This window comes from Endozoicomonas ascidiicola, assembly GCF_001646945.1.
Taxonomy (GTDB): Bacteria; Pseudomonadota; Gammaproteobacteria; order Pseudomonadales; family Endozoicomonadaceae; genus Endozoicomonas; species Endozoicomonas ascidiicola.
Map to the genome: position 1 here is coordinate 628,787 of NZ_LUTV01000002.1, position 25,381 is coordinate 654,167.

Sequence of the window (25,381 nt, forward strand, 5' to 3'; positions counted from 1 at the left end):
AGTGTTGATAAAATCTGTGCAAAACCCTAAAAAAACCTTTATAAACAATATGATACGTATTGAACAACCCTGTTCTTTTCATGGTAGGAAGCTCTACTTATCATGTAGGCAGGCTGTGGATAAAACGACACTTATCCACAACATCAACTTATCAATAACTTCTTCCATACCTTGTTAATAGTTTGTATGTGTTGATGTCCACATTTTCAGGTTCGCTGTGTCGACTGTGCTGGAGATCAATAAAATCAACCTGTTCAAAAGAAAAAGTACTTCTTTTGAGTGAAATACTATCCACAGGAATAAAAGACAGGGGTTGTTAGATAAGGAAATTTGAGTACAATCCGCAAACGATAATAATTATTGTTTGCAGGTGCATATGAAAAAGCTTCTCTCTATTGCCTCCGCCGTTGCTCTCTTTTGCTCGTCTCTGATTGCCCAGGCAGCTGAAGAGGTTAACGTTTACTCCTACCGTCAGCCTTTCCTTATCGAACCGATGCTGAAAAAGTTCGAAGAAGAGAACGACGTTAAGGTCAACGTGGTGTTTGCAAAGAAAGGTCTGGAAGAGCGAATCCAGCGAGAAGGGAAGTTCAGCCCCGCAGACGTGGTTCTGACTTCCGACATGATCAGTCTGTTTGATCTGGTAGACCGCAAGCTGGTTCAGCCTGTTGAGAGCAACGTTATTGATGAGAATATTCCCGCTAACCTGAGAGACCCGGATCACCAGTGGTACTCACTCACCAAGCGCGTACGCAACATCTACAGCTCCAAGCGCAATGAACAGCCGGTTGATATCAATTACGAAGATCTGGCCAGCGCTCAATACAAAGGGAAAATCTGTACCCGCAGCGGTAAGCATCCATACAATCTTGGCCTTGTCGCTTCCATGGTTGCTCATAAAGGCGAAGCTGAAACCAAGCAGTGGCTGGAAGGTGTAAAAGCCAACCTGGCTCGTCGCCCACAGGGCAACGATCGTGCTCAGGTAAAAGCGATCAAAGAAGGGGTTTGTGATGTGTCCCTGGGTAACAGCTATTACTTTGGCAAGATGATGCAGCGAGATGATCAGAAAGCCTGGGCAGATGCCGTCTATCTGAACTTCCCTAATCAGAAAACCGATGGTTCGCACATCAATATCAGTGGCATGGTGATGGCCAAATATGCGCCGAACAAAGCAAATGCCCAGAAGCTGATGGAATACCTGTCCAGCGAAGAAGCTCAATCCATCTACGCGAAAGACAATATGGAATACCCAGTGAACCCTAAGGTCGCCGTATCTGAAACAGTGGCGTCCTGGGGAGAATTTAAAGCGGATCCATTACCGATTGCAGACATTGCCGCCAACCGCACCACGGCTCAGCGTCTTCTGGATGAGGTGAAGTTCGATCTATAATGGCTGATTTTTGATTATATGAATCATCAGTTACCTTTCTACTGGAGGGCTGGCAGTTGGCTGCTAGCCCTTTTGTTGTTTTCGCCTGTCGTCGCTTTGGTGGTGGAAGCGCTTGCGCCATCCGGTGAGCTTTTTGAACACCTCTGGAACACGGTACTCCCCACCTACATTATTAACAGCATTCTGCTGATTCTTGGTGTCAGCATCCTTGGCGCCATTCTTGCCATTCCCGCGGCCTGGGTTATGGCGAATACCAATCTACCGGGTAAAGCACAGTTGCAGTGGCTCTTGATTTTGCCACTGGCGATGCCCTCTTATGTCATTGCTTTTATTTATACGGACTTACTGGAGTTTGCTGGCCCGGTTCAACAGTTGTTACGAACGATCACAGGTTGGGAATCCGCTGCTGACTATTATTTTCCTGAAATCCGCAGTCTTGGTGGCGCCATTATTATTCTTGCCCTGGTGCTCTATCCCTACCTTTATTTATTGGCGAGAACCGCTTTTCTGGAGCAGTCACAAAGTCAGGTGTTGGCCAGTCGGTTGCTTGGATGCTCTCCGCTAAACAGTTTCTTTCGTGTTTCACTGCCGATGGCACGTCCGGCCATTATTACCGGCCTCGCGTTGATGGGCATGGAAGCCTTAGGTGATTTCGCCACTGTCAGTTATTTCTCCGTTCCCACTCTTACAACTGCGGTATACGACACTTGGCTTGGGTATGGCAGCCTGAATGCTGCCGCTAAAATTTCTGCCATGATGTTATTGGTGGTCATGCTGCTGATCAGTACAGAAAAATACAGCCGTCGACGTTTACAGCTTTATCAGAAAAATACCGGACAAGAACAAAAAGAACACATAGCATTAACCGGCAAAACCAAATTGCTGGCTCTGGGTTGGTGCTGGATGTTGGTTATTCTCGGCTTTCTATTACCATCCCTGATTCTGGTGAACTATCTGATTCGCTATTTCGAGTCATCATGGAACGCCGAGCTTTTCCAGTACGGTCTTAATAGTCTTATGGTTTCTGGTTCTGCAGCAGCTGTCGCTTGTTTTGTTGCGTTATTTTTGTGTATTTATCAGCGCCTGAAGAACTCTACATTTGCAAAAATCCCAGGGCGTCTTGTATCCACAGGTTATGCATTACCGGGCAATGTGCTGGCTATTGGTGTACTGATTCCTCTGGCGCTGACAGATAATTGGATTAATGAATTACTGATTCAGTGGGGGCAATCACCGGTTGGGTTAATCTTCAGCGGCTCGGCGCTCACTCTTGTTTTTGCCTATGTGGTTCGCTTTTCCGCTGTTGCTGTCGGTAGCGTGGAATCCAGCCTTGGCCGAGTGTCTCCTTCTTTGGATATGGCCAGCCGAACTCTTGGCTGCCATCCACAGGGCATGGTTAAGCGCATTCATATTCCACTGATTAGAAAAGGCTTGCTGGCGGGTTTGTTGCTGGTCTTTATCGAGAGTATGAAAGAGCTGCCGGCAACCCTTTTGTTGCGTCCTTTTAATTTTGAAACACTGGCTACGTGGGTATTCCAATACGTATCAGATGAACAACTTGAGTATGCGGCACCTGCCGCATTGGTACTGGTTCTGGTAGGATTAGTGCCCCTGATAATGCTCAATCGATCACTGGAAAGGCAAGAGCAGTCATGAATTTGAACGCTTTAGAAATCACTGACCTTGCCTGCTCCTATAATAGTCAGCGCAAGAAGCCAAAAGACGCATTAAGCCGCAGCGATCTGGTATTGTCAGATTTGAACTTAGCCATTGAAGACGGTGAAATTGTTTGCTTGTTGGGCAGAAGCGGCTGCGGTAAATCCACTTTATTGAAAGCCATTGCCGGCATCATTCAACCTGTTGCGGGCACCATAAATATTCATGGTCATGAAGTCAGTTCAGCCCGAAAAGTGACGCCTCCTGAACAGCGGGGTATTGGCATGATTTTTCAGGATTATGCCCTGTTTCCTCATCTGACTGTTTTTGAAAACATTGCTTTTGGCCTCAACAAATCGGATTCGACAACGATAAAACACCGCGTTCGGGAAATGCTTGAACTGGTTAATCTGTTCAATCTTGAAAAACGATATCCTCACGAGTTGTCCGGTGGTCAGCAACAGCGTGTGGCTATTGCCCGGGCGCTGGCCAACAAACCCTCCATTCTGTTATTGGATGAACCTTTTTCTAATATCGACAGTCAGGTTCGCCAACACCTGATTCGTGAAATTCGAGACATATTAAAACAGCAGAAGGTCGCTGGCTTATTTGTTACCCACAGTCGAGAAGAGGGTTTTGCCTTTGCAGATAAAGTCGCGGTGATGGGGCAGGGCAGAATTATGCAGTATGGAACGGCATCCGACGTTTACCATCATCCGGATAACCGCTTTATTGCCGACTTTATGGGCGCGGGTAATGTACTACCTGTGTCGATAAAAGATGAGTATCACGTCGAAACACCCATTGGTCTTTTGAAATCTACACGACCACTATCAACGAATTCTCCAGCCAGCCTTGAGTTATTTGTCAGGCCGCAGATGGTTGAAATTAAACCTGTGCACAACACAGACAATAGTTATCCACAGGCAACCGTCTCCCGTCAGCAATTCATGGGGAAAACCATCCGCAGTGAAATTCAGGTGGATTGCTGTCAGGGAAAGTATCAGCTGGTGGCAGAACATTCATCACTGGGTGCTGAAGGTTCCATGGTGTTCAGTGAAGGCGCGCCAGCTCATGTGAATATTATTCCTCACGAGCTGGTGTTGTTTGATGCGGATGGTCAGGCGCTCACAACCACTACACCAGCGACGCCTGATGGGCTTCAATCAAATGATGCATGTGCGCATCCGCCCGTTGCTGAACCTGTTCCATAGCATCGTCCGCGTCAAAGGGTTCAACCACTTCGTAATAACATTTTAATTTGGGCTCGGTACCGGATGGCCTGACCACCACTCGGTTACCGGACTCAAGGTGATAAATCAGCACATCACTCACGGGTAACTGAATCACTTCTTCACGACCATCGGCGTGCTTTCTTCTGGAGGATTTGAAATCCTCAATAATCATCACCTTTTGCCCGGCAATCATTTCGGGCTGTGCAGATCGTAATGTGTCACCAATCGGTGGCGCGGCTGGATCAAGAGCAATACTGCGCTGAGCGTTCAGGTGCAGACCGTGTTTTCTGTATAGGGTTTCCAATTGATCCCAGACGGTTTTCCCCTGGCTGTTTAACTCAGCGGTTAGCTGCGCAAAAGCAACAAGGGCAGAAAGACCGTCTTTATCCCACACCTGACTGCCAATGGTGTAGCCAAGGGCTTCTTCATAGGCAAACAGAAACTGTCGTTCACTGGTTTCCATCGACATTGCCACATTCGTCAGCCATTTAAAGCCCGTCAATGTCTGGAAGCATTCAGCGCCCATGCTGCTGGCAATTTTTCCCAATAAGCTGGAAGAAACAATGGTACAACCAACCAGCTTATTTTCAGCTCCAGCCAATCGCAGCAGATAATCGCCAAACAGAGCACCTACCTGATCACCGGTTAGCATTTGATAACTGTTATCCGGTTTGCGAACGGCCACCGCAAAACGATCAGCGTCCGGATCATTGGCACAGGCCAGCACAGCGTTATGGGCTTTGGCTTCTGCCATCACCATATCCATTGCACCAGGTTCTTCCGGGTTAGGAAAATTAACGGTTGGGAATGTGCCGTCAGGCTCTCTCTGAGCCGCTACACTAAATACTTGATTAAACCCATTGTCACACAATAGATCTTCAGCCATCTCTGCACCTACGCCATGCATAGCGGTATAGGCAAGGGCAATGTCATCGGGCTTAGTGTGATTGTTCAGTAGCGGGCTTTGTCCAATAATTTTGCGATACGTTTCGTAATAATCCTTTCCAAGCCACACCAGCAGGCCTTCTTGTTCCGCTTGATTCAGATCTTTCAAGTTAAGCTCTGCTTCAGCGGCCATATCTATTTCCTTGGCTATGCCTGAATCATGAGGCGGAATAATCTGAGCACCGTTACTCCAATAAACCTTAAAACCATTGTATTGAGGTGGGTTATGACTGGCGGTGACGACAACACCGGCTGCCGTTTGCAGATGGTTAATACCAAAAGCCACCAATGGCGTTGCGGCTACTTTTTCCGTGAGATAAACCTTAATACCCAAAGCGGTGAGTACGCCAGCGGTATCATGGGCAAACTGTCGTGAATCCGGACGACCGTCATAACCGATAATCACACCTTTTGTAGATGTACTCTCTATTTGATCAAGCAAGTAACGCCCTAAGCCCGTAGCGGTCTCCTGAATAACCAAACGATTCATCCGGTTTGAGCCTGCGCCAACAACGCCTCGCAGGCCTGCTGTGCCAAACTCAAGTCGCCCGGTAAATCGACTGGTTAGCTCCTTTTCATTATTCGAATCTATCAGCGTTTGAAGCTCTTTACGGGTGGCTGGATCAGGGTCCCGTGACAACCACTTCGATACGTATTCGTTCATGAAGGAGCTCCTATGACAATCGTAGTGATGAGCAGAAAAAAGACTAAACAGTCGACACCTGTATTTTAACAGCTTTGTTGAACGTCACTTCCCAATACAGAAAGACGAGAAAATTCTGCCTAGCAAATCATCGCTGGTAAAAGTACCGGTGATTTCACCCAGCACTTTTTGTGCAAGTCGCAGATCCTCAGCCAATAATTCGCCGGCACCCATATGCTCCAGCTGCTGTCGACCATTTTCAATGTACTCGCCCGCCTGACGCAGTGCTTCCAGATGACGGCGGCGCGCGGAGAAATTACTTTCCATTGCGCCTTCAAACCCCATGCAGGCTTTCAGGTGCTCGCGCAGAGCATCAACTCCCTGATGATTATTTGCACAGATTCTCAACACAGGAACACCGTTTTCTTTTGCAAATCCGGGCTGCTCTCCGGTGAGATCAATTTTATTGCGGATAACGGTGAGTTTTTCCTGAATAGGCAGGCGATCTGCAAATTCCGGCCAGATGTCGTGAGCATCTGTTGCACTGGTTGAAGAACCATCCACCATCAGTAATACACGATCCGCTTCTTCTATGGCTTTGAATGCACGCTCCACTCCAATCTGTTCCACCAGATCATCGGTTTCACGGAGCCCGGCGGTATCAATCACATGCAGTGGCATGCCATCGATATGAATTTGCTCTTTCAAAACATCCCGGGTGGTTCCGGCAATGTCGGTAACGATTGCTGTTTCCCGACCGGCGAGCACGTTCATCAAACTGGATTTTCCGGCGTTTGGCCGACCTGCAATAACGACTGTCATTCCGTCACGCAGAATGGCGCCCTGACTCGCTTCCCGAATCACATCCTGAAGCTGCTGAGTAATGCTTTGCAACTCACCGGTGACTTTACCATCGTTGAGGAAATCAATTTCTTCTTCCGGAAAATCGATGGCTGCTTCGACATAGATTCTCAACTCTATCAACGATTCAACCAGCCCATTAACACGATTTGAAAACACACCCTGCAAAGAGCGCAACGCCGAACGGGCAGCTTGCTCAGACGTGCTCTCGATCAGATCAGCAATGGCTTCTGCCTGAGCAAGATCAAGCTTATCATTCAGGAATGCTCTTTCTGAGAATTCACCGGGATGGGCCTGTCGAATCCCCAGAGACATGATCCGCTTTTGAAGCATATCGAGAATGACCGGGCCGCCATGCCCTTGAAGTTCAAGCACATCTTCGCCGGTAAAGGAGTTCGGGTTTGGAAAGTAAAGGGCAATGCCTTCATCCAGAATCACATCATCTTCATCATGAAATGGACAATAGTGAGCAAACCGGGGTTTTGGTTCCAGTTTCAGCACTTCTCTGGCAACGCGCAAAGCATCCGGTCCGGATACCCTAATAATGCCAACACCACCGCGCCCTGGCGCAGTGGCCTGGGCAACAATTGTATCCTGGTGTAAATTGCTGAGATCAGACATATCAAGCCATCAGTTACTGCGTAGTTGATGGCATAGTCTATGAAGGATTGGCGATCTAGTACACAGAAACCGCACCGATTGGTAACTTCAATTCGGCATTGCTTCTTAGCTGATTAATGTCATTATCAACAAATGCCTCCGGATTTAAATCATAGAGATCATTCATTAATTCCGCCCAGCTCTCATACTCTGGGTAGTCCTTATGCAGTTGTATTGCTACCATGCTGATAGTGTAATCCTTGGGAACCACATAGAACACTTCTTTGACCAGATCTTTTTCGCTAACGGCTCCGCGCTCCAAGGGTTTACTGATCTTATCATATTTGGTGTGTGGCGCCGCTCGAGCATCAGTATTGATTTCCAGTTGATGCATAACCTTATCCATGTCGTGCACTTTTTCACTAGGGTCAGGAAGAAGCAGCAGTGTACCAGCTGGAATAGATCGCTGATTACGCTCTGATAGTACGCTTGGGTTCATACGAATTAATTCATCAGCCATAACTCGCAAACTGCTGATATGCGGATATTTGTCCAAAAGCTTGTAAGTGATCAAGCTTAGGTTATCGCCATCGGTAACCCGATAAGTTCCATGACGACTGGTATTTTTAGCGACGGGAGCTGAGAGTATTTTTTTAACTTCTCGGTTCGCTTCTATATTCAATGGCTCAGGTGTTTTTTTCGTATATCCGGGTAGCTCCATTACCTCAGCTTCGATTTCTATGGTCGGTAAAGCAAGTTCAGCGCCTGTCAATAATTGACTTGGATCACCATTAATAAACGCCTTCGGATTCATGGCTACTAACTGATTTACTAACGACTTCCAGTTACCAAGCTCCGGATGTTCTTTAGCCAATCTCATGGCAATGGTGCCAATACTCTCACCGTAATTAACCTGATGATGTGTATTCTGTGTTTTGATGGCGTGCGATTTAACTCGCGTTTGTACCACAGGCACGTGGGTAGGTAAACGGTTCTTTGTTATGCCCAGCTGCTCTGGTAATGACTCGGTCCTTACTTGAGCCATTCGTTTTTTATTAACTGGCAGTGTTAGCACCTTACCCGCCATAAGCCTATTGATATCTTTACCTGCGAATGCATTTGGATTTAGTTTTACTATCCCCCTCATTATTTCAACGGCAGAACCGCCATTTTTTCTGGCCAATTTAATGGCAATTGCACTTAATGAATCACCCGGACGAACTTTGTAATGATTATCTGATGATATGCCCAACACATGCTGCGACATTGCCAGAGCTTTTTGTCGCTGCTCTTTTGATGGAAGCCGAAGTTGGATGTCTGCTTTTAACCGATTGATATCATCATTAATAAACGCACCTGGATTCAGTGCCACAAGGTGTGCCATCAGATTTTTCCAATGACCATACTCTGAATATTGTGACGATAGCTTAAATGCAATCTCACTAAGAGTTTCACTTTTCGCAACCCGGTAATCCATTGAGCTGCCATCAATACGAGACTTATTAAAGACGACCGGTTTTTTAACACTTGCAGTGGATTGAACCGTTGCTCTGCCATCAGAGAACGCTCTCATTCCTTCAGGCTTAATAGGCTCATCAAGAGCATTTAATGCACTTATGGACGATACACGAGCAATGGATTGCTTATTAACTCTGGGCTTAGCCTCTGAACTTCCTCCACCTCTTACGACCAATTTTTTAGGCGTACTTCTATCGTCTTGCACTTCCTGCAGTACCAAAACAGCACTTTCACGCAACCGGTTTTTATCTCCATCGATGAATGCAGTTGGGTTCAGCGACACCAAGTGATTCATCAATGACTGCCAGTTTTTATGCTCTGGATAACGAGGTAACAGTTCCATGGCAATTTTGCTGATACTGGTGCCTGACAACACCGTATTATTACTGGATAGAGAACTATCTATATGTTTCGCAGTCGATTTTACCGGTCTGGGTATTGATGTAGCGATAACTGGCTTTTGCACATCATAATTACTTCTAGCAACCTTTTTAATAGATGCTGCTGAAGGTTTTTTGTAATGAGTATTCTGACTTAACTGTTTACCTGTAATCGAAAAGTTGGTCGCTTTTGAGTCACCATCACGGTATGAAAAATCCTGCTTGGATTGCATTATCGGTGCTGAGCTTGAAGCCACTCTTAACAGTGAGCTCTCAATTTGGTTTTTTGCAAACCCCTTATAGCCCGGGCGCATTTCCAGATCATAGACACCGTATATTTTTTGCCGGCCGGCATAGAGCTTTACAACCAGAGGCAGAGTACCAGACACAATAGGGCGCATCGATTTGACACGAATAATGTGTTTACCGCCCGCATCCTTGAGCACATTGAAACGAAGGCTGGACAGCTGATTACTATACCCGACATCGTGACGATAGAAGTCAGTGATTGACCCAAGCTTGGCCTTCAGCTTTTTATTTTTCAGCTCATCCGGTAGAGCATCAATCGCTATCACACCGTTGAAATGGTTGTCTTGTGCATGGTTCAAGACAATATTTCCCAGCTTTGGACTGGCCATTAAGCTTCCTGCAACACTGCTGGCAATAGCAGTTCCTATCAATTTTTTGAGCATGATTCTGGTCTTTTTCTGGTTAGCCCATCAATGGAAATTCCGAATTACTCTCTGGTTATCGGTATAGGAGAAGGTAACTGTAGAAACGCCGAAAAAGACGACAGTAGATGGATTAATTAGAAAGGGGAATATCAGAAGAGAAGAGGTGAAGAAAGCAAAGCAGCCTTGCGCTGCCTTGCTCTAAAAAAGAGGTTAACCCTCTCTTTCGATCTTCTTGGTAATGAAGTACTGCTGAATAATCGACAACGTGTTGTTCGTCACCCAGTACAGTACCAGACCTGCAGGGAAGAACAGGAAGAAGAAGGTAAAGATGACAGGCATCATCTTCATCACTTTTGCCTGAACAGGGTCTGGAGGTGTCGGGTTCAGCATCTGCTGGATGAACATGGATGCACCCATGATCAGCGGCAGGATGAAGTACGGATCCATCTGGGACAGATCGTGAATCCAACCAAGCCAAGGCGCCTGACGCAGTTCCACAGATTCCAGCAGCGTCCAGTACAGCGCAATGAATACCGGCATCTGAACAAGGATTGGCAAACAGCCCCCCATTGGGTTGACCTTCTCCTTCTTGTACAGCTCCATCATCGCCTGCGACATCTTCTGACGATCGTCACCAAACTGTTCTTTCAGTTCTGCCAGCTTGGGTCCAAGCTTTCGCATTTTCGCCATGGAACGGAAACTGGTTGCGTTCAATGGATAGAAAATGCCTTTCACCAGCACCGTCAGCAAAATGATGGACCAACCCCAGTTACCCACAATGGAATGAATCCATTTCAGAATGGCAAATAACGGCTGAGCCAGGAACCAGAGCATGCCGTAGTCGACAGTCAGTTCAAGACCATTCGCATGGGTTTTCAGGATGTCCTGATTCTTTGGACCAACATACAACGTCGCACCGGTTTCTACCGTCTCACCAGGTTGTGCTGTGAGGGCGTTATCAAAGAAACCAACAAAGTTATAACCTTCTTTGTTTTGCTTAGCGTAGTACTTATGGTCTGCATCCTGGTCTGGAATCCACGCACTGACAAAGTAGTGCTGCAGCATGGCCGCATAACCACCTTTCACGGTTTCGTTAAACGGTTTATCCGCGGAATCGTCAAATGCCAGCTTCTTGTAAGGCTCTTCACTGGAATGCACCGCAGCGCCCAGGAAGGTGTTCATTGGCGCTTTGGAGTTCAACTGACTTGGATCTTCAGAGTTATCGCGCTTTAGCTGAGCGTAAAACTGATCTTTCCACACCTTGTTGCTGTTGTTGGTGATCTTATAATCCACAGACACATCGTAGCGATCACGGTAGAAGGTGAAGCTTTTGGTGATGTTAACGCCGTCAGTATTTTTGTAGAGATCAACCGTCAGAGCATCCTGACCATTTTCCATGGTGTAGCTGGATTGCTTAACCTGATAGATTCCGCGCTGATTATCAGCGTTGGGTCCATCGGATTTTGCCAGCGCACTCTGGGCAGTGAATACACAGGTTTGCTCACCCAGACAGTCAGGGCTGTTTACCAATAACTGGAACGGTACCGATGTTTCACCATCTTCTGGTAACCAGGCTGGGTATTTAGGCAGAGTCAAACTGATAATATCGCCACCGGCCGGATCGATCAGGGCGTCAATGGTGTCGGTCTTCACACTGATCAGATCAGTAGAAGGCTTGGAAGCACCCGTAGTATCAGTAGAAGGAATTGCATTGTCACTGGACAGTGACGGCATATCGGAGCCAGCAAGCGTGCTGGAAACGGATTGGGTCACGGCGGTCGATTTCGACGTACCGGGGTAATCTGCGTTCCACTGCTGCAGTGTTAAAACACCGACGACAGCAATGGCACCAATCAGGAGTGTTCTTTGGAAATCCATGAGTTCCGGGCCACACATTCAGATGAGTGAATATGATTGTCTGAGTGATTCCGATGTTCACCAGAATCTTTCTCCGGTACCGGGTCAAATCCTCCTGGATGCCAGGGATGACACCTCAGTAGCCGGAGCAAGGTCAGCTTGCTGCCAGTCAGAAAACCATGACTATTTAGGGCTTCCAGGCCATAGGCGGAACATGAGGGGTAAAAGCGGCATCGACTGGGCAGCAGTGGGCTGATGGCATAACGATAGACTTTAATTAAGCCCACCAATAGCTCCCTTGGGATGCTTGCCAATCTGACCATACAGATGCCTTATTCGATCAATACTTTCTGAGACACTTCTTGAGAAATTTTCTAAGAAACACCCTAAGAAAGCTTGCTTTAATTCACTGCCCTGAGGCGGCTTACCCACAAACAAAGAATCACGATGAATCCGTATTGTCTGTTGATGCACGTCTTTCAGACCTGGTTGAGCCAAACAGGATGTGTTCATTAGTTAAAACATGCGTTAAAACCACGAATACCCTGTTGCGGTGCTCTGGCCTGTCGTCCAGACAGGTCGGATACCAACGGAGGTGAACGTCAGGCTTGCTGCTGCCTCTCACTCCGTTTGCGCTTTAGTCGCTGCCACTGCTTGTTGAGCAGTTGGTTTTGCTCGCTGTCCGTCAGTTCGTGAAAACCCCGGCGGACTAAAACGACAATATCCAGGTCACCTATTTCATCCTGTTTGAGACGAAAGGTTTCCCGGATATGGCGCTTGGCCCGGTTTCGGCCAACAGCGGTACGAATATTTTTCTTGGCAACCACCAACCCCAGTCTTGCCTGACCCAGCACATTGGCTTTTGCCAGTATCAATAGTTGTTGGCTGGATACCTTAATATCCGTTGTATCAAATACCTGTTTGAAATCAGCCGAGCTACATAGCCGTTTATCACGGCTAAACGATTGACTCATGCTGACGCTCTTTACAGAGCCGCAGGCGTCAATCACGCAGACAGACGCTTACGTCCTTTAGCACGACGGCGATTGATAAGTGCACGGCCGCTCTTGGTAGCCATACGCGCACGGAAGCCATGAGTACGTTTACGCTTCAGGTTGCTTGGCTGGAAAGTTCTTTTCATCGGGTTATCTCGTCTTTATGGACTTACAAAAGACGGGCATTCTAAGTAATTGAAGAGGGGGCGTCAATTTGCATTTGTCAAGAAGCACCGTAGTAACACTGTTGTTTACACTATGTCTTTTGCGTTGCCTATATAGAAGTGGAATTTATTCAGGTGAAATGTTTTCTTACTTATATATAGATAAGAGATTTATCTCTTATGTGATGTGTATTAGAAATAGATGTAATTATTAGGGTGGCACTTTTGTGTGGATAAGTGGCTTTTGCCCAGGTTTTATAAGGGATTGATCGTGTGCATGTAGTTGTCTAAAGCCTCTCTGTATTCTGTTGCTTTCATCTTAGTGTCTTGTGGATAAGAAGGCTGTTTATCCACAGAGGAAATCATGGTCATGTTACCCACAGGAAGAACATAAGGTTCAAGGGTACTCATTAACGGGGCTTTCCACAGCTTTTAGTTGATAACATATATATCTGGTAAAACCTGCTTAGGTTTATTCAAGTTATTGATATATATAATAAATTGCATTTTTCTTGTTAAGTTCAGCTTCCAATCTCTGTGTGGATAACTTTATCCAAAAAGGATACAATTTCTTTTTATCTATTTACCCTTATCCTTAACGAACCTGAAGGTCTTCAGCAGGCTGTCTGACCGGCTTCAGTGATACCCGTATCAGATCTTGATCTGTATCAGGAAAGTAGGAGATCGCCTGTGCCTCTCGAGCTATGGCAGAAATGCATTAACATGTTGCAGGATGAGCTGTCTTCCCAGCAGTTCAATACCTGGATTCGGCCTTTGAAAGTGATGGGGGACGATTACGACCTCTGCCTGCTGGCACCCAATCGTTTTGTTGCAGACTGGGTTAAAGAGAAATTTCTGCCACGAATTGAAGAAATTCTGGATGAGTTATCAGATGGCGAATCCCCTGCGGTCGCTCTGGCGGTTTCCAACCGTCGTCCGGCTTCTTTGACCAAGCGCACAACTCGCGTCAGGGAGTCGGAGCCAGCAATGATTTCAGTTTCCGATAGACCCATAGAGAACCCTTTAAAACAAGCTGCTATAGAGCAGTCTGTGGTGACTCATGAGCTGGTCTCGTCTTTACCGGTAGCGAAAGATGAAACGCCTAAACCCGATCTTGTTGCCGAGATTGAGAAAGAGCCTGCTCAGATAAAGGTTAACCCTTTAAAAGAGAGCAGTGTTGACCATGAGGAACCGGCTGCCCCACCACCAAGACAAGTGGTTGTGGAAGGCTCCATCAAACACCACAGTTCCCTGAACACAGGTTTTACCTTCGATACTTTTGTTGAAGGTAAGTCGAACCAGTTGGCGTTGGCGGCAGCAAAGCAGGTGTCTGAAAATCCGGGCTCTTCCTACAACCCACTCTTTTTATACGGTGGCGTTGGTCTTGGTAAGACTCACTTGATGCATGCGGTGGGTAACTCTCTGGTTAAACAAAATCGTAATGCCAGAGTTGTTTATCTTCACTCCGAACGGTTTGTAGCGGATATGGTCAAAGCGCTACAGCTGAACGCTATCAATGACTTTAAGAAGTACTATCGTTCTGTTGATGCATTGTTGATTGATGATATCCAATTCTTTGCGGGCAAAGAACGTTCCCAGGAAGAGTTCTTCCATACCTTTAATGCGCTGCTTGAAGGTGGTCAGCAGATGATTCTGACCTGCGATCGTTACCCGAAAGAAATTAACGGCGTTGAAGAACGGTTGAAATCCCGGTTTGGTTGGGGCTTAACCGTTGCGGTTGAACCGCCGGAATTAGAAACCCGTGTTGCTATTTTGATGAAGAAGGCAGAGCAGCATAAAGTAGAGCTTCCCCATGAGGCGGCTTTCTTTATTGCTCAGCGCATTCGGTCCAATGTTCGTGAGCTGGAAGGGGCTTTGAAACGGGTCATTGCCAGTGCTCACTTTATGGGGCGGCGCATTGATATTGACCTGATTCGCGAGTCTCTGAAAGACCTGTTGGCATTGCAGGATAAACAAGTCAGTATAGATAATATCCAGAGAACGGTGGCTGAGTATTTCAAGATCAAGGTGACGGATATTCTGTCCAAACGGCGCAGTCGTTCCGTGGCCAGACCTCGTCAGATCGCCATGGCGCTTTCGAAAGAATTAACCAGTCACAGTTTGCCTGAGATTGGTGACGCCTACGGTGGCCGTGATCATACGACAGTGCTCCATGCCTGCCGTAAAGTGAAGGAACTGGTGGAAGCAGATAATGAGATCAAAAGTGATTACAAAAATCTGCTGCGTTCCCTTACCAGTTAATTAATTGTTTTTAATAGAGTTTTAGGGCGTGATGTTGATCGCCCTTCCCAGTTAGCCAAGAGAAAGGAAAGCGATGAAATTTACCATTAATCGGGAAGCATTGCTTAAACCACTTCAGCTGGTTGCCGGTGTGGTTGAGCGCAGACAAACCTTGCCAGTGTTATCCAACGTGCTGATGGTGGTTGATGGAGATCAACTGTCGTTAACCGGTACCGACCTGGAAGTGGAACTGGTTGGTCGTGTAACACTGGATGATGTGGCAGAAGGTGGAGAGATTACCATCCCGGCACGCAAGCTGATGGATATCTGTAAATCTTTGCCAGACAACACACTGATCGAATTTAAGCAGGAAGACCAGCGGGTCAAACTGAAAGCTGGGCGCTCACGGTTCACATTGTCCACGCTGCCAGCCAATGACTTCCCAAGTATTGATGAAGAAGCCGGTTCGATCTCCTTCACTATTGGCCAGTCCCGTTTGCGTCGTCTTATTGATCGCACGGCGTTTGCCATGGCTCAGCAGGATGTTCGTTATTATCTGAACGGCATGCTGGTTGAAGTGAGTCAGAACTCACTGCGAGCTGTAGCAACTGATGGTCACCGCCTTGCCATGTGCAGTGTGGATGCAGACATCAATCAGCAGGAAAAGCATCAGGTTATTGTTCCGCGTAAAGGTATTATGGAAATGGCGCGCCTGCTTACGGAAGGTGACGAGAGTGTTCATATCACCCTGGGCGCAAATCATATTCGTGCAAAAACCGGCGAGTTTATGTTCACCTCCAAACTGGTGGACGGTAAATTCCCTGATTATGATCGAGTCATTCCGAAAGGTGGTAACAAGGTTATCATCGGGGATCGTCAGGAATTACGTCATGCATTTCAGCGTGCTTCCATACTTTCCAATGAAAAGTATCGTGGTATTCGCCTGATACTTTCCGATGGTCAGCTCAAGGTTATGGCTAATAACCCAGAGCAGGAAGAAGCGGAAGAAGAGATGAGCCTGGCTTATCACGGCGAAACTATGGAAATGGGTTTCAACGTCAGCTATTTGCTGGATGTACTGTCGGTACTTTCCGGCGACACTATTAAGATGACCTTATCCGATCCAAACAGCAGTGCGTTGCTGGAAGAATCTGAATCTGGGGATTCTACCTACGTTGTGATGCCCATGCGGCTGTAAAGTAGTTTGTGAAAAGGCTGAGCTTTCAGTCTTTTCACTTGCTCCATCCTGATCCGGCCACCTGTCCGGCCCGGATATAAACTAAATATGATTCAGCAGCTTAAAATTACTCAAATCAGAAATCTTATTTCTGCCAGCCTTCAACCATCCTCTTCTATAAATGTGCTCTATGGATTCAATGGCAGTGGTAAAACCAGTGTGCTTGAGGCTATTCATTTATTGGGCGTTGCTCGCTCGTTTCGAACATCCCGCATCAAACCTGTAATTAATCGGGAATCTGATATCTGCACAGTATTTGGCAGATTAGGTATGAGTTCAGGAACTATTCCCATCGGAGTCTCTCGAAACCTTATGGACGAATCTTTGCAGATTCGGGTTTCCGGTGAGAACCTGAAATCCACATCCGAGTTGGCAAGGTTGCTTCCGTTGCAGGTGATCAATCCGGATACGTTTCGACTGTTGGAAGGTTCACCCAAGCTAAGAAGACATTTTATCGATTGGGGAGTGTTTCACGTGAAACATCAGGATTTCTTCCCCATTTGGAAACGCATGCAGAAAGCGCTTAAACAGCGGAACAGTTTGCTCCGACATGGTAGAATAAACGGTTCCGAATTGTCTTCGTGGAATATTGAGTTCGAAAAAGCGGCTAAAGCCATCGATCAACTGCGAAGCGATTATATCCAGAAGCTGATACCGGTCTTTAAAGAAGTACTGTCGGAATTATCGGATATGGATGATCTGACTATTCAATATTATCGTGGGTGGGATAAAGATCGGGATTTAAAAGAAGTATTAGAAAGTGGGCTGACTCGAGATATTCAGTCAGGCTATACCCACGCCGGACCGCAACGGGCGGATCTGAGAGTAAGAATTGGCCGGGGTAGTGCTGTCGATGTACTTTCCCGAGGTCAGCTGAAACTGGTGGTGTGTGCTCTTAAACTGGCACAGGGATTTCTCTACAAAGAGATACAGGGAAAGCAGTGCGTTTTTCTTGTGGATGATCTGCCATCAGAGCTGGATACCATCAACCGGCAAAAGCTGTGTCGGTTGTTTCAGAAAATGAAATGCCAAACCTTCATCACTAGTGTTGAGAAGGAGGCGTTGGAAAATTGCTGGTTACCTGAAACCGAGGTGAAATTGTTTCACGTGAAACACGGACAGGTGGAATTGGATGATAACCCTGGTCAGCAAAGTATTCGCCGGGCAGAGTCTTTGGAGATAGTGCATGAGTGAACAAGTTTACGACGCGTCCAACATTAAGGTTCTTAAGGGCCTGGATGCTGTGCGCAAGCGCCCGGGAATGTACATTGGTGACACGGACGATGGCACCGGCCTGCATCACATGGTGTTTGAGGTGGTGGATAATTCCATCGACGAAGCGCTGGCAGGGCATTGCGATAAGATTTCTGTGATTATCCACCCGGATGAATCCATCACGGTAAAAGATAATGGCCGTGGTATTCCGGTAGATATCCACGAAGAAGAGGGCGTATCCGCAGCAGAAGTGATTATGACGGTCCTTCATGCCGGTGGTAAGTTCGATGACAACACTTACAAGGTGTCCGGTGGTCTGCACGGTGTAGGTGTCTCTGTTGTAAACGCGCTTTCCAGCCAGTTGAAGCTGACTATCCGTCGCCACGGCAAAGTTCATCAACAGATCTACAGTCAGGGCGTGCCGAATGAACCGCTGAAAGTCATCGGTGAAACGGATGTGACCGGTACTGAACTGCACTTTATCCCATCACCGGACACGTTCTCGAACATCCAGTTCGTCTACGAGATTCTGGCCAAGCGTCTTCGTGAACTCTCCTTTCTAAACTCCGGTGTCTATATCCAGCTGACGGATGAACGCACCGGCAAGGTTGATGACTTCAGATACGAAGGCGGCCTTCAGGCATTTGTTGAGTACCTGAACGTTAACAAATCCACCATCAATAAAGTCTTCCATTTCAATATGACCCGGGAAGATGGCATTGGTGTTGAAGTGGCGATGCAGTGGAATGACAGCTTCCAGGAAGGTGTTTTCTGCTTCACGAACAACATTCCCCAGAGGGACGGCGGAACCCATCTGGCCGGCTTCCGTGCAGCGTTGACTCGAAGCCTGAACAACTACATCGAAAGAGAAGGTTTCCAGAAGAACTCCAAAGTAGCGACTTCCGGAGACGATGCCCGTGAAGGTTTGACCGCGATCATTTCGGTTAAAGTCCCTGACCCAAAGTTCTCATCCCAGACCAAAGACAAGCTGGTTTCCTCCGAGGTGAAAACCGCCGTAGAGCAGGAAATGGGTAAGTACCTCAACGACTACCTGATGGAATACCCTCAGGAAGCCAAAGCCGTTGTCGGCAAGATGCTGGATGCAGCCAGAGCTCGTGAAGCCGCCCGTAAAGCCCGTGAAATGACCCGTCGCAAAGGCGCACTGGATATCGCAGGTTTGCCAGGGAAACTGGCTGACTGCCAGGAGAAAGACCCTGCGCTTTCTGAACTGTACATAGTGGAGGGTGACTCTGCGGGCGGTTCCGCCAAGCAGGGACGTAACCGTAAGACTCAGGCTATTCTACCTCTGAAAGGTAAGATCCTTAACGTAGAAAAAGCCCGCTTCGACAAGATGCTTTCTTCTCAAGAAGTCGGCACTCTAATCACAGCATTGGGTTGTGGCATTGGTCGCACCGAATTCAATATCGAGAAACTGCGTTACCACAACATCATCATCATGACCGATGCGGACGTGGACGGATCCCACATCCGTACACTGCTACTGACGTTTTTCTTCCGTCAGATGCCTGAGCTCATCGAACGTGGTTATATCTACATTGCACAACCGCCGTTGTACAAAGTTAAGCGGGGTAAACAGGAACAATACCTGAAAGACGAAGCAGCTCTGGATGGCTACCTGACTCAGTCTGCGCTGGAAAACGCCAGCCTGCACGTTAATGAAAATGCACCGGGTATTGCCGACCATGCACTGGAAGAACTGGTAAAAGAGTTCCGTGATGTTCACTCTCTCGCTGACCGACTAGCTCGAGTTTATCCATCGCACATTCTGAAAGAAATGATTTACATGCCGGCGCTGAATCCGGAAAGTCTTTCAGGTAAGAGCGTAATGGAAGAGTGGGTTAGCCAACTAAGCACTCGCATTGAGAATCTGAAGCTCGCAGGCAGCGTAACAGAATGCACCGTTGAAGAAGATAAAGAGCATAATGCGTGGCTGCCAAAGGTAACGATTGTTTCCCATGGTGTTGATACAGACTATCGCCTGAGTTCAGACTTCTTTGTTTCTACCAATTACGGAAAAATATCCTCTCTCGGCCAGAAGCTTCAAGGCCTGATTGAAGAAGGTGCCTATATCCAGAAAGGTGAGCGCAAGAAGGAAGTAACTTCGTTTGAAGAAGCGTTGCAGTGGTTGATGACAGAATCGACCAAACGCCACTACATTCAGCGTTATAAGGGTTTGGGTGAGATGAACCCGGATCAGCTCTGGGAAACCACAATGGATCCTGACGTTCGTCGTATGCTGAAGGTCACCATTGATGATGCCATCTCTGCAGATCAGATCTTCAACACATTGATGGGCGATCACGTTGAACCACGCCGTGAGTTTATCGAGAGTAATGCTCTGAATGTAGCGAACCTGGACATTTAATAATATTTCAGTGCCGGCGTGAGTCGGCATTTTTTTAGAATTTGCTTTAGGGTGTGTTGTTTATGTCCTCAGAATTTAAAGCAATTATCCGGCAGGAGCTGGAAGAGGCGGCGGTTGTACTTAACCGGTTTCTCGATGATGAAGCTAACCTTGATGCCATTGATAAAGCTGCACGACTGCTGTCAGATAGCTTTAAAGATGGCGGTAAGGTTATATCCTGCGGTAATGGTGGTTCCCATTGTGACGCTATGCACTTTGCAGAAGAGCTGACCGGACGCTACAGAGAAAATCGTCCTGGCTATCCTGCCATTGCGATTTCCGACCCAAGTCATATCTCCTGCGTATCTAATGACTTTGGTTATGATTACGTCTTCTCACGCTATGTTGAAGCGGTGGGTAGTGAAGGGGATGTGTTGTTCGGAATTAGCACCAGCGGAAATTCGGGAAACATTATCAAAGCCGTAGAAGCTGCCCGAGCCAAAGGTATGAAAGTGGTTCTTCTGTCTGGTAAAGATGGCGGCAAAATGGCAGGAACGGCTGACGTTGAAATCCGCGTTCCGCACTTTGGCTATGCTGACCGGATTCAGGAAGTACATATAAAAGCCATTCATATAATGATTCAACTTATTGAAAAATATATGGAATAATGAAAAGGCTGGGTAACCGGCCTTTTTTATTTAGTGGCATAAAAACGGTTTAGTGATTCAGCAATGGTGTTTCTAGCCTGATCGTTTGCTTCTGCAACACTTAATGATTCCGTCTTGATAACGTTGCCTACCTCAACCTGAATGGTGCCAGGTCTTTTCAAAAAACCACGACTAGGCCAGAAGCTACCAGAGTTGTGTGCAATGGGCAGAATGTCTGTTTCCGCTGCTTTCGCTAAGCCAGCCCCGCCTCGGGAAAACTTTCTAGGTTCACCGGGAAGTGTTCGCGTACCTTCAGGGAAAATCAAAACCCACACCCGATGTTCCAGAGCCGCTTTACCCTGTTCTCGAACCTGTTGAAGCGCAAGACGAACATCTTTTCGGTCAATGGCAATGGGTTTGATTTTACGGAAGGCCCAGCCATAAAAGGGGATGTTTAAGATTTCTTGTTTGATAACCTGCGTTTGAGGTGTCAGCAATGTTTGCAGGAAAAAAGCTTCCCAGGCACTTTGGTGGTTACTGATAACCACACAAGGTTCAGCAGGAATATTCTCTCTACCGGTCACCTTCCATGAAATACCACAGATAAACCGACAGAGATAAACGGCAACAATCGCCCACGGTTTTACAAACAACTGATGACGTTGGCGAAAAGGAAGAAAAGAAATCAGCAGGATCATCAGCACGGACCAAAAGATCGTCCATACCGCCAGACACGAATAAAAAATAGCCGTTCTAACCACCGCAAGGCAGGTTGAAAATAAAGAGTATTGATTCTGGCTGGCGGCTGCTGACATTAAATTCCCTCTGAAACCAGTGCTTCAACAAAATGCTGTAAATTATTAAATACCGGCACATCCATAGTAACCGGTAATTCTTCAGGGCTCTCAGAAAGTTTAGCCTGAGTTTTCAATCCTTTACCGGTGAGTACTAAGGCGATTTTGCATCCGCATTTTGCGCCAGCCTGAAGATCCCTCAATGAATCACCAACAACCCATACGTGTTCAGGAGTTCCGTTAAATTTCTGAAGTGCTTGTTCAATTAACCCCGTATCCGGTTTTCGGCAATGGCAGTCATCCTCCGGCCCATGAGGGCAGAAATAGATTCCATCAATATGTCCGCCCTGGGCTTTAACCAGAGTAAGCATTTTCTCATGCATGGCTTCCAGCACTTGCAATGAGAAATAGCCTCGGGCGATACCCGACTGATTAGTAGCAACGGCAATTTGGTAACCGGCGTTTGTTAGTCGGGCTATAGCCTCGATACTTCCCGGAATTGGAATCCATTCTTGTACAGACCGGACATAATGATCCGAGTCTTGGTTGATCACACCATCCCTGTCCAGAATTATCAGCTTTGTCATTCTCTTATCCCAGATACAAAAAATCCCAGAAACCGAATCTTTGTTTCTGGGATTAGTGAACCCTGATATAAAGGTGCGGCTGTTGCCGAACTGTATCAGGTTAAAATCAGCTTTTCTGTAACAAACTGATATCAGCAACATGCAGGAACAAGCTGCGCAGCTGCTTCAGCAAAGCATAACGGTTCATGCGAACCGCTTCGTCTTCAGCATTAACCAGAACGTCATCAAAGAAACGGTCAACCGGCTCTTTTAATGAAGCCAGGCTTTCCATGGCATCAGCGTAGAGACCTTTCGCAAGTGCAGGTGCAATTGCTTGTTTGCAAGATTCTACCGCTTCCGCCAGCGCTTTCTCGGCATCTTCGCTTAGAAGTGCGGTGTTAACGCTATCAGGAATAACAATGTCACCCGCTTTGGCCAGAATATTGGAGACTCGCTTATTGGCTGCAGCCAGAGCATCGGCTTCATCCATCGCGTTAAAGCGAGTGACTGCTTTGATGCGTAAATCGAAATCCAATGGGCGAGTTGGGCGCAATGCTTTAACCGCATTGATTACTTCAACAGCAACACCGTCTTCCTGATAAGCCGCATCGAAACGCTCAAGCATATAATTGACGATTGTCGTGTTTAGTTTGTCGAGGGCTGGCAGTTCTACTTTCTGTTCCTGATAACCGGCAATGGCTTTTTCTACCAGCGCTTCCAAATCAAGGTTGAGATTCTTCTCAACAATAATTCGCAACACACCAATGCTTGCCCGACGCAGTGCAAATGGGTCTTTGCTGCCTGTTGGAAGTTGTCCGATACCAAAGATGCCGGTGATGGTGTCAACTTTATCAGCAATCGCAACCGCGCAACCGGTAAGGCTGGAAGGCAGCTGATCGCCGGCAAAGCGAGGCATGTACTGCTCATCAAGGGTTTTGCTGACTTCCGGGCTTTCACCGTCATTCGCTGCATAGTACTGACCCATAATGCCCTGAAGCTCTGGGAATTCCAGAACCATCTCAGACACCAGATCCGATTTGCAAAGCTGGCCTGCTCTTTCTGCCAGTTTGGCATCGCCACCTTCGGCGTTGGAAATAAACGCAGCAAGATTGGCAATACGTTCAGTTTTGGCGAACACGGAACCCAGTTGTGCCTGGAAAACAATCGACTTTAATTTTTCACGACGATTGTCTTGTGTTTGTTTGCGATCAGTGTCGTAGAAAAACTTTGCATCAGACAATCGTGGTCGTATAACTTTTTCGTTACCTTCCACCACATGTTTTGGCTCGTTGCTTTCAATGTTTGCAACAGTAATAAAGTAGGGAAGCAGGTTTCCAGAAGCATCCACAACGTGGAAGTATTTCTGATGCCCTTTCATGGAAGAAATCAGCGCTTCGGATGGTACAGAAAGAAACTCATCATCAAAACGACCAGACAACGCCACTGGCCATTCATTCAGCGCCGTCACTTCATCCAGCAGATCGTCATCAATCACCGCCTGACCATTAATGTCAGCAGCCACTTTTTGCACCTGCTCATTGATCATGTCACGGCGGGCAGCAAAGCTGGCAACCACCTTGCCCTGTTGATGCAGCGTTTGTGCATAATCCGTAGGGTTCGTGATAGTGATTTCCTGATTTGCATGGAAGCGGTGGCCACGAGTGGTAGCGCCAGCGTTAAGACCAAGAATTTCACAATCAACAATCTTGTTACCCAATAGCATCAGCAACCAGTGAACCGGACGCACAAATTCCGTACGACGAGCACCCCAGCGCATGCGCTTTGGAATCGGCAGGTTATTCAGTGACTGGGAAATAATCTCTGGCAGCAGTTCGCTGGTCGATTGGCCTTGCTGAACCGTACGGAATACCAGACGGTCTTCCTGAATAAGATCGTCAAATGTAACGCCATTGGAACGGGCAAAACCTAAGGCCGCTTTACTTGGGTTGCCATCGGCATCAAAAGCCGCTTTAACTGCGGGACCTTTCTTTTCAATTTGTTGATCCGGTTGAGCGGTGTCCAGACCTTTAATCAGCAGTGCCAGACGACGCGGTGCCGCAAAGGATTCAACCTCACTGTAAGTGATTTGAGCTTTATCCAGACCGGAAAGAATGCCCTGGGTAAACGCATCTGAAAGGTTTTTCAGCGCTTTAGGTGGCAGCTCTTCGGTTCCCAGTTCGACCAGAAAATCTTCTTTATGAATGTCGGTGCTCATTATTTAGCCTCCTGCGCGCTGTCTTTCTTTGCTTCTTTTTCAAGAGAGGCTAGCACTTCGTTTCGAATCGCTTCATCCGCCATTGGGAAGCCAAGTTCGTGTCGTTTATCGAAATAAGCCTTGGCGACTGCTCTGGCCAGAGTTCTGACACGCAGGATAAAACGCTGACGTTCCGTTACCGAGATGGCATGACGGGCATCCAGCAGGTTGAAAGTATGCGACGCCTTCAGTACGTATTCGTAAGCCGGTAATGGCAGGTTCAGCTCAACCAGCTTTTTGGATTCGCTTTCAAAGAAATCAAAATGCTTGAACAGATCCTCAGTGTTCGCATGCTCGAAGTTGAAAGTAGACATCTCCACTTCCTGCTGATGGAACACATCTCCGTAAGTTACCGGGCCTTGTGGGCCGTGAGTCCAGATAAGATCGTAAACGTTGTCTACATTCTGGATATACATGGCCAGACGTTCGAGACCGTAAGTGATCTCGCCGGTCACCGGATAACACTCCAGACCACCCACCTGCTGGAAATAGGTGAACTGGGTGACTTCCATCCCGTTCATCCACACTTCCCAGCCAAGACCCCAGGCGCCCAGTGTTGGGGATTCCCAGTTATCTTCCACAAAGCGAATATCGTGAACCAACGGATCAATGCCGAGAGTACGCAGAGAATCCAGATACAGCTCCTGAATATTGTCAGGAGATGGCTTCATCACCACCTGAAACTGATAATAGTGCTGCAGGCGGTTCGGGTTTTCACCATAACGGCCATCGGTTGGGCGACGGCTTGGCTGAACATAAGCGGCATTCCAATTCTCCGGACCAATCGCACGCAGAAAGGTTGCTGGGTGGAACGTACCTGCTCCCACTTCCATATCCAGCGGTTGCATGATTGCGCAGCCCTGTTGGGCCCAAAATTGTTGCAGGGCAAAGATCAGCCCTTGAAATGTTTGAGTATCTGGCGTGCTCTGGGAAGTCACTTGTCTACCTCTTGGAGGCTTTCCCTGTGAGCGACGACTCCCAGGGGGCAATTGTAAAAATAGACGGGGATTATACCGGTTTGCGTCGGTAAAATTAAGCTGTGGATAAGTTGTTAATTATGTGGGTAAAAGTAATATAAGAGTACCCAGAATGAACTATTTCACTTGTTTTTTTGTCCAAATCACAAGGTTGAAATTACTTAGAAACA

The 25,381-nt window shown here is 47.2% G+C and carries 20 protein-coding genes; 8 read left to right on the plus strand and 12 right to left on the minus strand.

Annotation, left to right across the window (positions count from 1 at the left end):
- Positions 1-376 precede the first annotated feature (376 nt).
- From AKL11_RS06705 to AKL11_RS06715, 3 genes are read left to right on the plus strand one after another with little or no spacing between them, the layout of a single operon-like run.
- Entirely contained in the window at positions 377-1,387 is a 1,011-nt protein-coding gene (locus AKL11_RS06705; protein ID WP_067515822.1) for a Fe(3+) ABC transporter substrate-binding protein, read from the plus strand.
- 18 nt (positions 1,388-1,405) lie between these two features.
- Entirely contained in the window at positions 1,406-3,043 is a 1,638-nt protein-coding gene (locus tag AKL11_RS06710; RefSeq protein ID WP_067515823.1) for an ABC transporter permease, read from the plus strand.
- Positions 3,040-4,257 (plus strand): ABC transporter ATP-binding protein, encoded by a 1,218-nt coding sequence (locus AKL11_RS06715; protein WP_067515824.1) that lies wholly within the window; start codon positions 3,040-3,042, stop codon positions 4,255-4,257. Before AKL11_RS06710 ends, AKL11_RS06715 begins: the two co-directional genes overlap by 4 nt.
- On the opposite strand, the gene AKL11_RS06720 is transcribed toward AKL11_RS06715, so the two are convergent.
- From AKL11_RS06720 to rpmH, 8 genes are all read right to left on the minus strand, one after another.
- Positions 4,181-5,887, minus strand: coding sequence for a phospho-sugar mutase (locus tag AKL11_RS06720; protein WP_067515825.1), 1,707 nt, complete (start codon positions 5,885-5,887; stop codon positions 4,181-4,183). The two genes, AKL11_RS06715 and AKL11_RS06720, sit on opposite strands and share 77 nt — an antisense overlap.
- Positions 5,888-5,971: 84 nt before the next feature.
- Positions 5,972-7,348, minus strand: coding sequence for a tRNA uridine-5-carboxymethylaminomethyl(34) synthesis GTPase MnmE (gene mnmE, locus AKL11_RS06725; protein ID WP_067515826.1), 1,377 nt, complete (start codon positions 7,346-7,348; stop codon positions 5,972-5,974).
- A 55-nt stretch (positions 7,349-7,403) separates the two neighbouring features.
- Positions 7,404-9,863: a FimV/HubP-related protein gene (locus tag AKL11_RS06730; protein ID WP_157673446.1), complete on the minus strand. Its 2,460-nt coding sequence runs from the start codon at positions 9,861-9,863 to the stop codon at positions 7,404-7,406.
- 246 nt (positions 9,864-10,109) lie between these two features.
- Positions 10,110-11,777 (minus strand): membrane protein insertase YidC, encoded by a 1,668-nt coding sequence (gene yidC / locus AKL11_RS06735; RefSeq protein ID WP_067515828.1) that lies wholly within the window; start codon positions 11,775-11,777, stop codon positions 10,110-10,112.
- Positions 11,753-12,079, minus strand: a complete 327-nt coding sequence (yidD, locus tag AKL11_RS06740) for a membrane protein insertion efficiency factor YidD (protein WP_067515829.1) — start codon at positions 12,077-12,079, stop codon at positions 11,753-11,755. The genes yidC and yidD overlap by 25 nt, the downstream gene beginning before the upstream one ends.
- A complete protein-coding gene (locus tag AKL11_RS25595) occupies positions 12,030-12,269 on the minus strand; it encodes a hypothetical protein (RefSeq protein ID WP_172807238.1) in 240 nt (79 codons plus the stop codon). The genes yidD and AKL11_RS25595 overlap by 50 nt, the downstream gene beginning before the upstream one ends.
- Positions 12,270-12,358: 89 nt before the next feature.
- A complete protein-coding gene (gene rnpA, locus AKL11_RS06745; RefSeq protein ID WP_067516010.1) occupies positions 12,359-12,730 on the minus strand; it encodes a ribonuclease P protein component in 372 nt (123 codons plus the stop codon).
- A gap of 32 nt (positions 12,731-12,762) precedes the next feature.
- Positions 12,763-12,897, minus strand: a complete 135-nt coding sequence (rpmH, locus tag AKL11_RS06750) for a 50S ribosomal protein L34 (RefSeq protein WP_067515830.1) — start codon at positions 12,895-12,897, stop codon at positions 12,763-12,765.
- A 741-nt stretch (positions 12,898-13,638) separates the two neighbouring features.
- Here rpmH and dnaA point away from each other — a divergent pair.
- From dnaA to lpcA, 5 genes are all read left to right on the plus strand, one after another.
- Entirely contained in the window at positions 13,639-15,177 is a 1,539-nt protein-coding gene (dnaA, locus tag AKL11_RS06755; protein WP_425387563.1) for a chromosomal replication initiator protein DnaA, read from the plus strand.
- 73 nt (positions 15,178-15,250) lie between these two features.
- Complete coding sequence (gene dnaN / locus AKL11_RS06760; protein WP_067515832.1) at positions 15,251-16,354, plus strand: DNA polymerase III subunit beta; 1,104 nt, start codon at positions 15,251-15,253, stop codon at positions 16,352-16,354.
- Between the two features lie 87 nt (positions 16,355-16,441).
- Entirely contained in the window at positions 16,442-17,587 is a 1,146-nt protein-coding gene (gene recF / locus AKL11_RS06765; protein ID WP_067515833.1) for a DNA replication/repair protein RecF, read from the plus strand.
- Positions 17,580-19,994, plus strand: coding sequence for a DNA topoisomerase (ATP-hydrolyzing) subunit B (gene gyrB, locus AKL11_RS06770; RefSeq protein ID WP_067515834.1), 2,415 nt, complete (start codon positions 17,580-17,582; stop codon positions 19,992-19,994). The genes recF and gyrB overlap by 8 nt, the downstream gene beginning before the upstream one ends.
- Before the next feature lie 62 nt (positions 19,995-20,056).
- Positions 20,057-20,641: a D-sedoheptulose 7-phosphate isomerase gene (lpcA, locus tag AKL11_RS06775; protein ID WP_067515835.1), complete on the plus strand. Its 585-nt coding sequence runs from the start codon at positions 20,057-20,059 to the stop codon at positions 20,639-20,641.
- Between the two features lie 26 nt (positions 20,642-20,667).
- On the opposite strand, the gene AKL11_RS06780 is transcribed toward lpcA, so the two are convergent.
- The 4 genes from AKL11_RS06780 to glyQ all read right to left on the minus strand — a co-directional run bounded on the left by AKL11_RS06780 (position 20,668) and on the right by glyQ (position 25,172).
- Positions 20,668-21,435 (minus strand): lysophospholipid acyltransferase family protein, encoded by a 768-nt coding sequence (locus tag AKL11_RS06780; RefSeq protein WP_067515836.1) that lies wholly within the window; start codon positions 21,433-21,435, stop codon positions 20,668-20,670.
- Positions 21,435-22,001, minus strand: a complete 567-nt coding sequence (gene gmhB / locus AKL11_RS06785; RefSeq protein WP_067516012.1) for a D-glycero-beta-D-manno-heptose 1,7-bisphosphate 7-phosphatase — start codon at positions 21,999-22,001, stop codon at positions 21,435-21,437. Before gmhB ends, AKL11_RS06780 begins: the two co-directional genes overlap by 1 nt.
- 106 nt (positions 22,002-22,107) lie before the next feature.
- Entirely contained in the window at positions 22,108-24,195 is a 2,088-nt protein-coding gene (gene glyS, locus AKL11_RS06790; protein ID WP_067515837.1) for a glycine--tRNA ligase subunit beta, read from the minus strand.
- Positions 24,195-25,172 (minus strand): glycine--tRNA ligase subunit alpha, encoded by a 978-nt coding sequence (gene glyQ / locus AKL11_RS06795; protein ID WP_067515838.1) that lies wholly within the window; start codon positions 25,170-25,172, stop codon positions 24,195-24,197. The genes glyS and glyQ overlap by 1 nt, the downstream gene beginning before the upstream one ends.
- Positions 25,173-25,381 lie beyond the last annotated feature (209 nt).

Coding starts and splice junctions, on each gene's coding strand:
- AKL11_RS06705 (WP_067515822.1), top strand. CDS start 377: ATGAAAAAGCTTCTCTCTATTGCCTCCGCCGTTGCTCTCTTTTGCTCG.
- AKL11_RS06710 (WP_067515823.1), top strand. CDS start 1,406: ATGAATCATCAGTTACCTTTCTACTGGAGGGCTGGCAGTTGGCTGCTA.
- AKL11_RS06715 (WP_067515824.1), top strand. CDS start 3,040: ATGAATTTGAACGCTTTAGAAATCACTGACCTTGCCTGCTCCTATAAT.
- AKL11_RS06720 (WP_067515825.1), bottom strand. CDS start 5,887: ATGAACGAATACGTATCGAAGTGGTTGTCACGGGACCCTGATCCAGCC.
- mnmE (WP_067515826.1), bottom strand. CDS start 7,348: ATGTCTGATCTCAGCAATTTACACCAGGATACAATTGTTGCCCAGGCC.
- AKL11_RS06730 (WP_157673446.1), bottom strand. CDS start 9,863: ATGGCCAGTCCAAAGCTGGGAAATATTGTCTTGAACCATGCACAAGAC.
- yidC (WP_067515828.1), bottom strand. CDS start 11,777: ATGGATTTCCAAAGAACACTCCTGATTGGTGCCATTGCTGTCGTCGGT.
- yidD (WP_067515829.1), bottom strand. CDS start 12,079: ATGGTCAGATTGGCAAGCATCCCAAGGGAGCTATTGGTGGGCTTAATT.
- AKL11_RS25595 (WP_172807238.1), bottom strand. CDS start 12,269: ATGAACACATCCTGTTTGGCTCAACCAGGTCTGAAAGACGTGCATCAA.
- rnpA (WP_067516010.1), bottom strand. CDS start 12,730: ATGAGTCAATCGTTTAGCCGTGATAAACGGCTATGTAGCTCGGCTGAT.
- rpmH (WP_067515830.1), bottom strand. CDS start 12,897: ATGAAAAGAACTTTCCAGCCAAGCAACCTGAAGCGTAAACGTACTCAT.
- dnaA (WP_425387563.1), top strand. CDS start 13,639: ATGTTGCAGGATGAGCTGTCTTCCCAGCAGTTCAATACCTGGATTCGG.
- dnaN (WP_067515832.1), top strand. CDS start 15,251: ATGAAATTTACCATTAATCGGGAAGCATTGCTTAAACCACTTCAGCTG.
- recF (WP_067515833.1), top strand. CDS start 16,442: ATGATTCAGCAGCTTAAAATTACTCAAATCAGAAATCTTATTTCTGCC.
- gyrB (WP_067515834.1), top strand. CDS start 17,580: ATGAGTGAACAAGTTTACGACGCGTCCAACATTAAGGTTCTTAAGGGC.
- lpcA (WP_067515835.1), top strand. CDS start 20,057: ATGTCCTCAGAATTTAAAGCAATTATCCGGCAGGAGCTGGAAGAGGCG.
- AKL11_RS06780 (WP_067515836.1), bottom strand. CDS start 21,435: ATGTCAGCAGCCGCCAGCCAGAATCAATACTCTTTATTTTCAACCTGC.
- gmhB (WP_067516012.1), bottom strand. CDS start 22,001: ATGACAAAGCTGATAATTCTGGACAGGGATGGTGTGATCAACCAAGAC.
- glyS (WP_067515837.1), bottom strand. CDS start 24,195: ATGAGCACCGACATTCATAAAGAAGATTTTCTGGTCGAACTGGGAACC.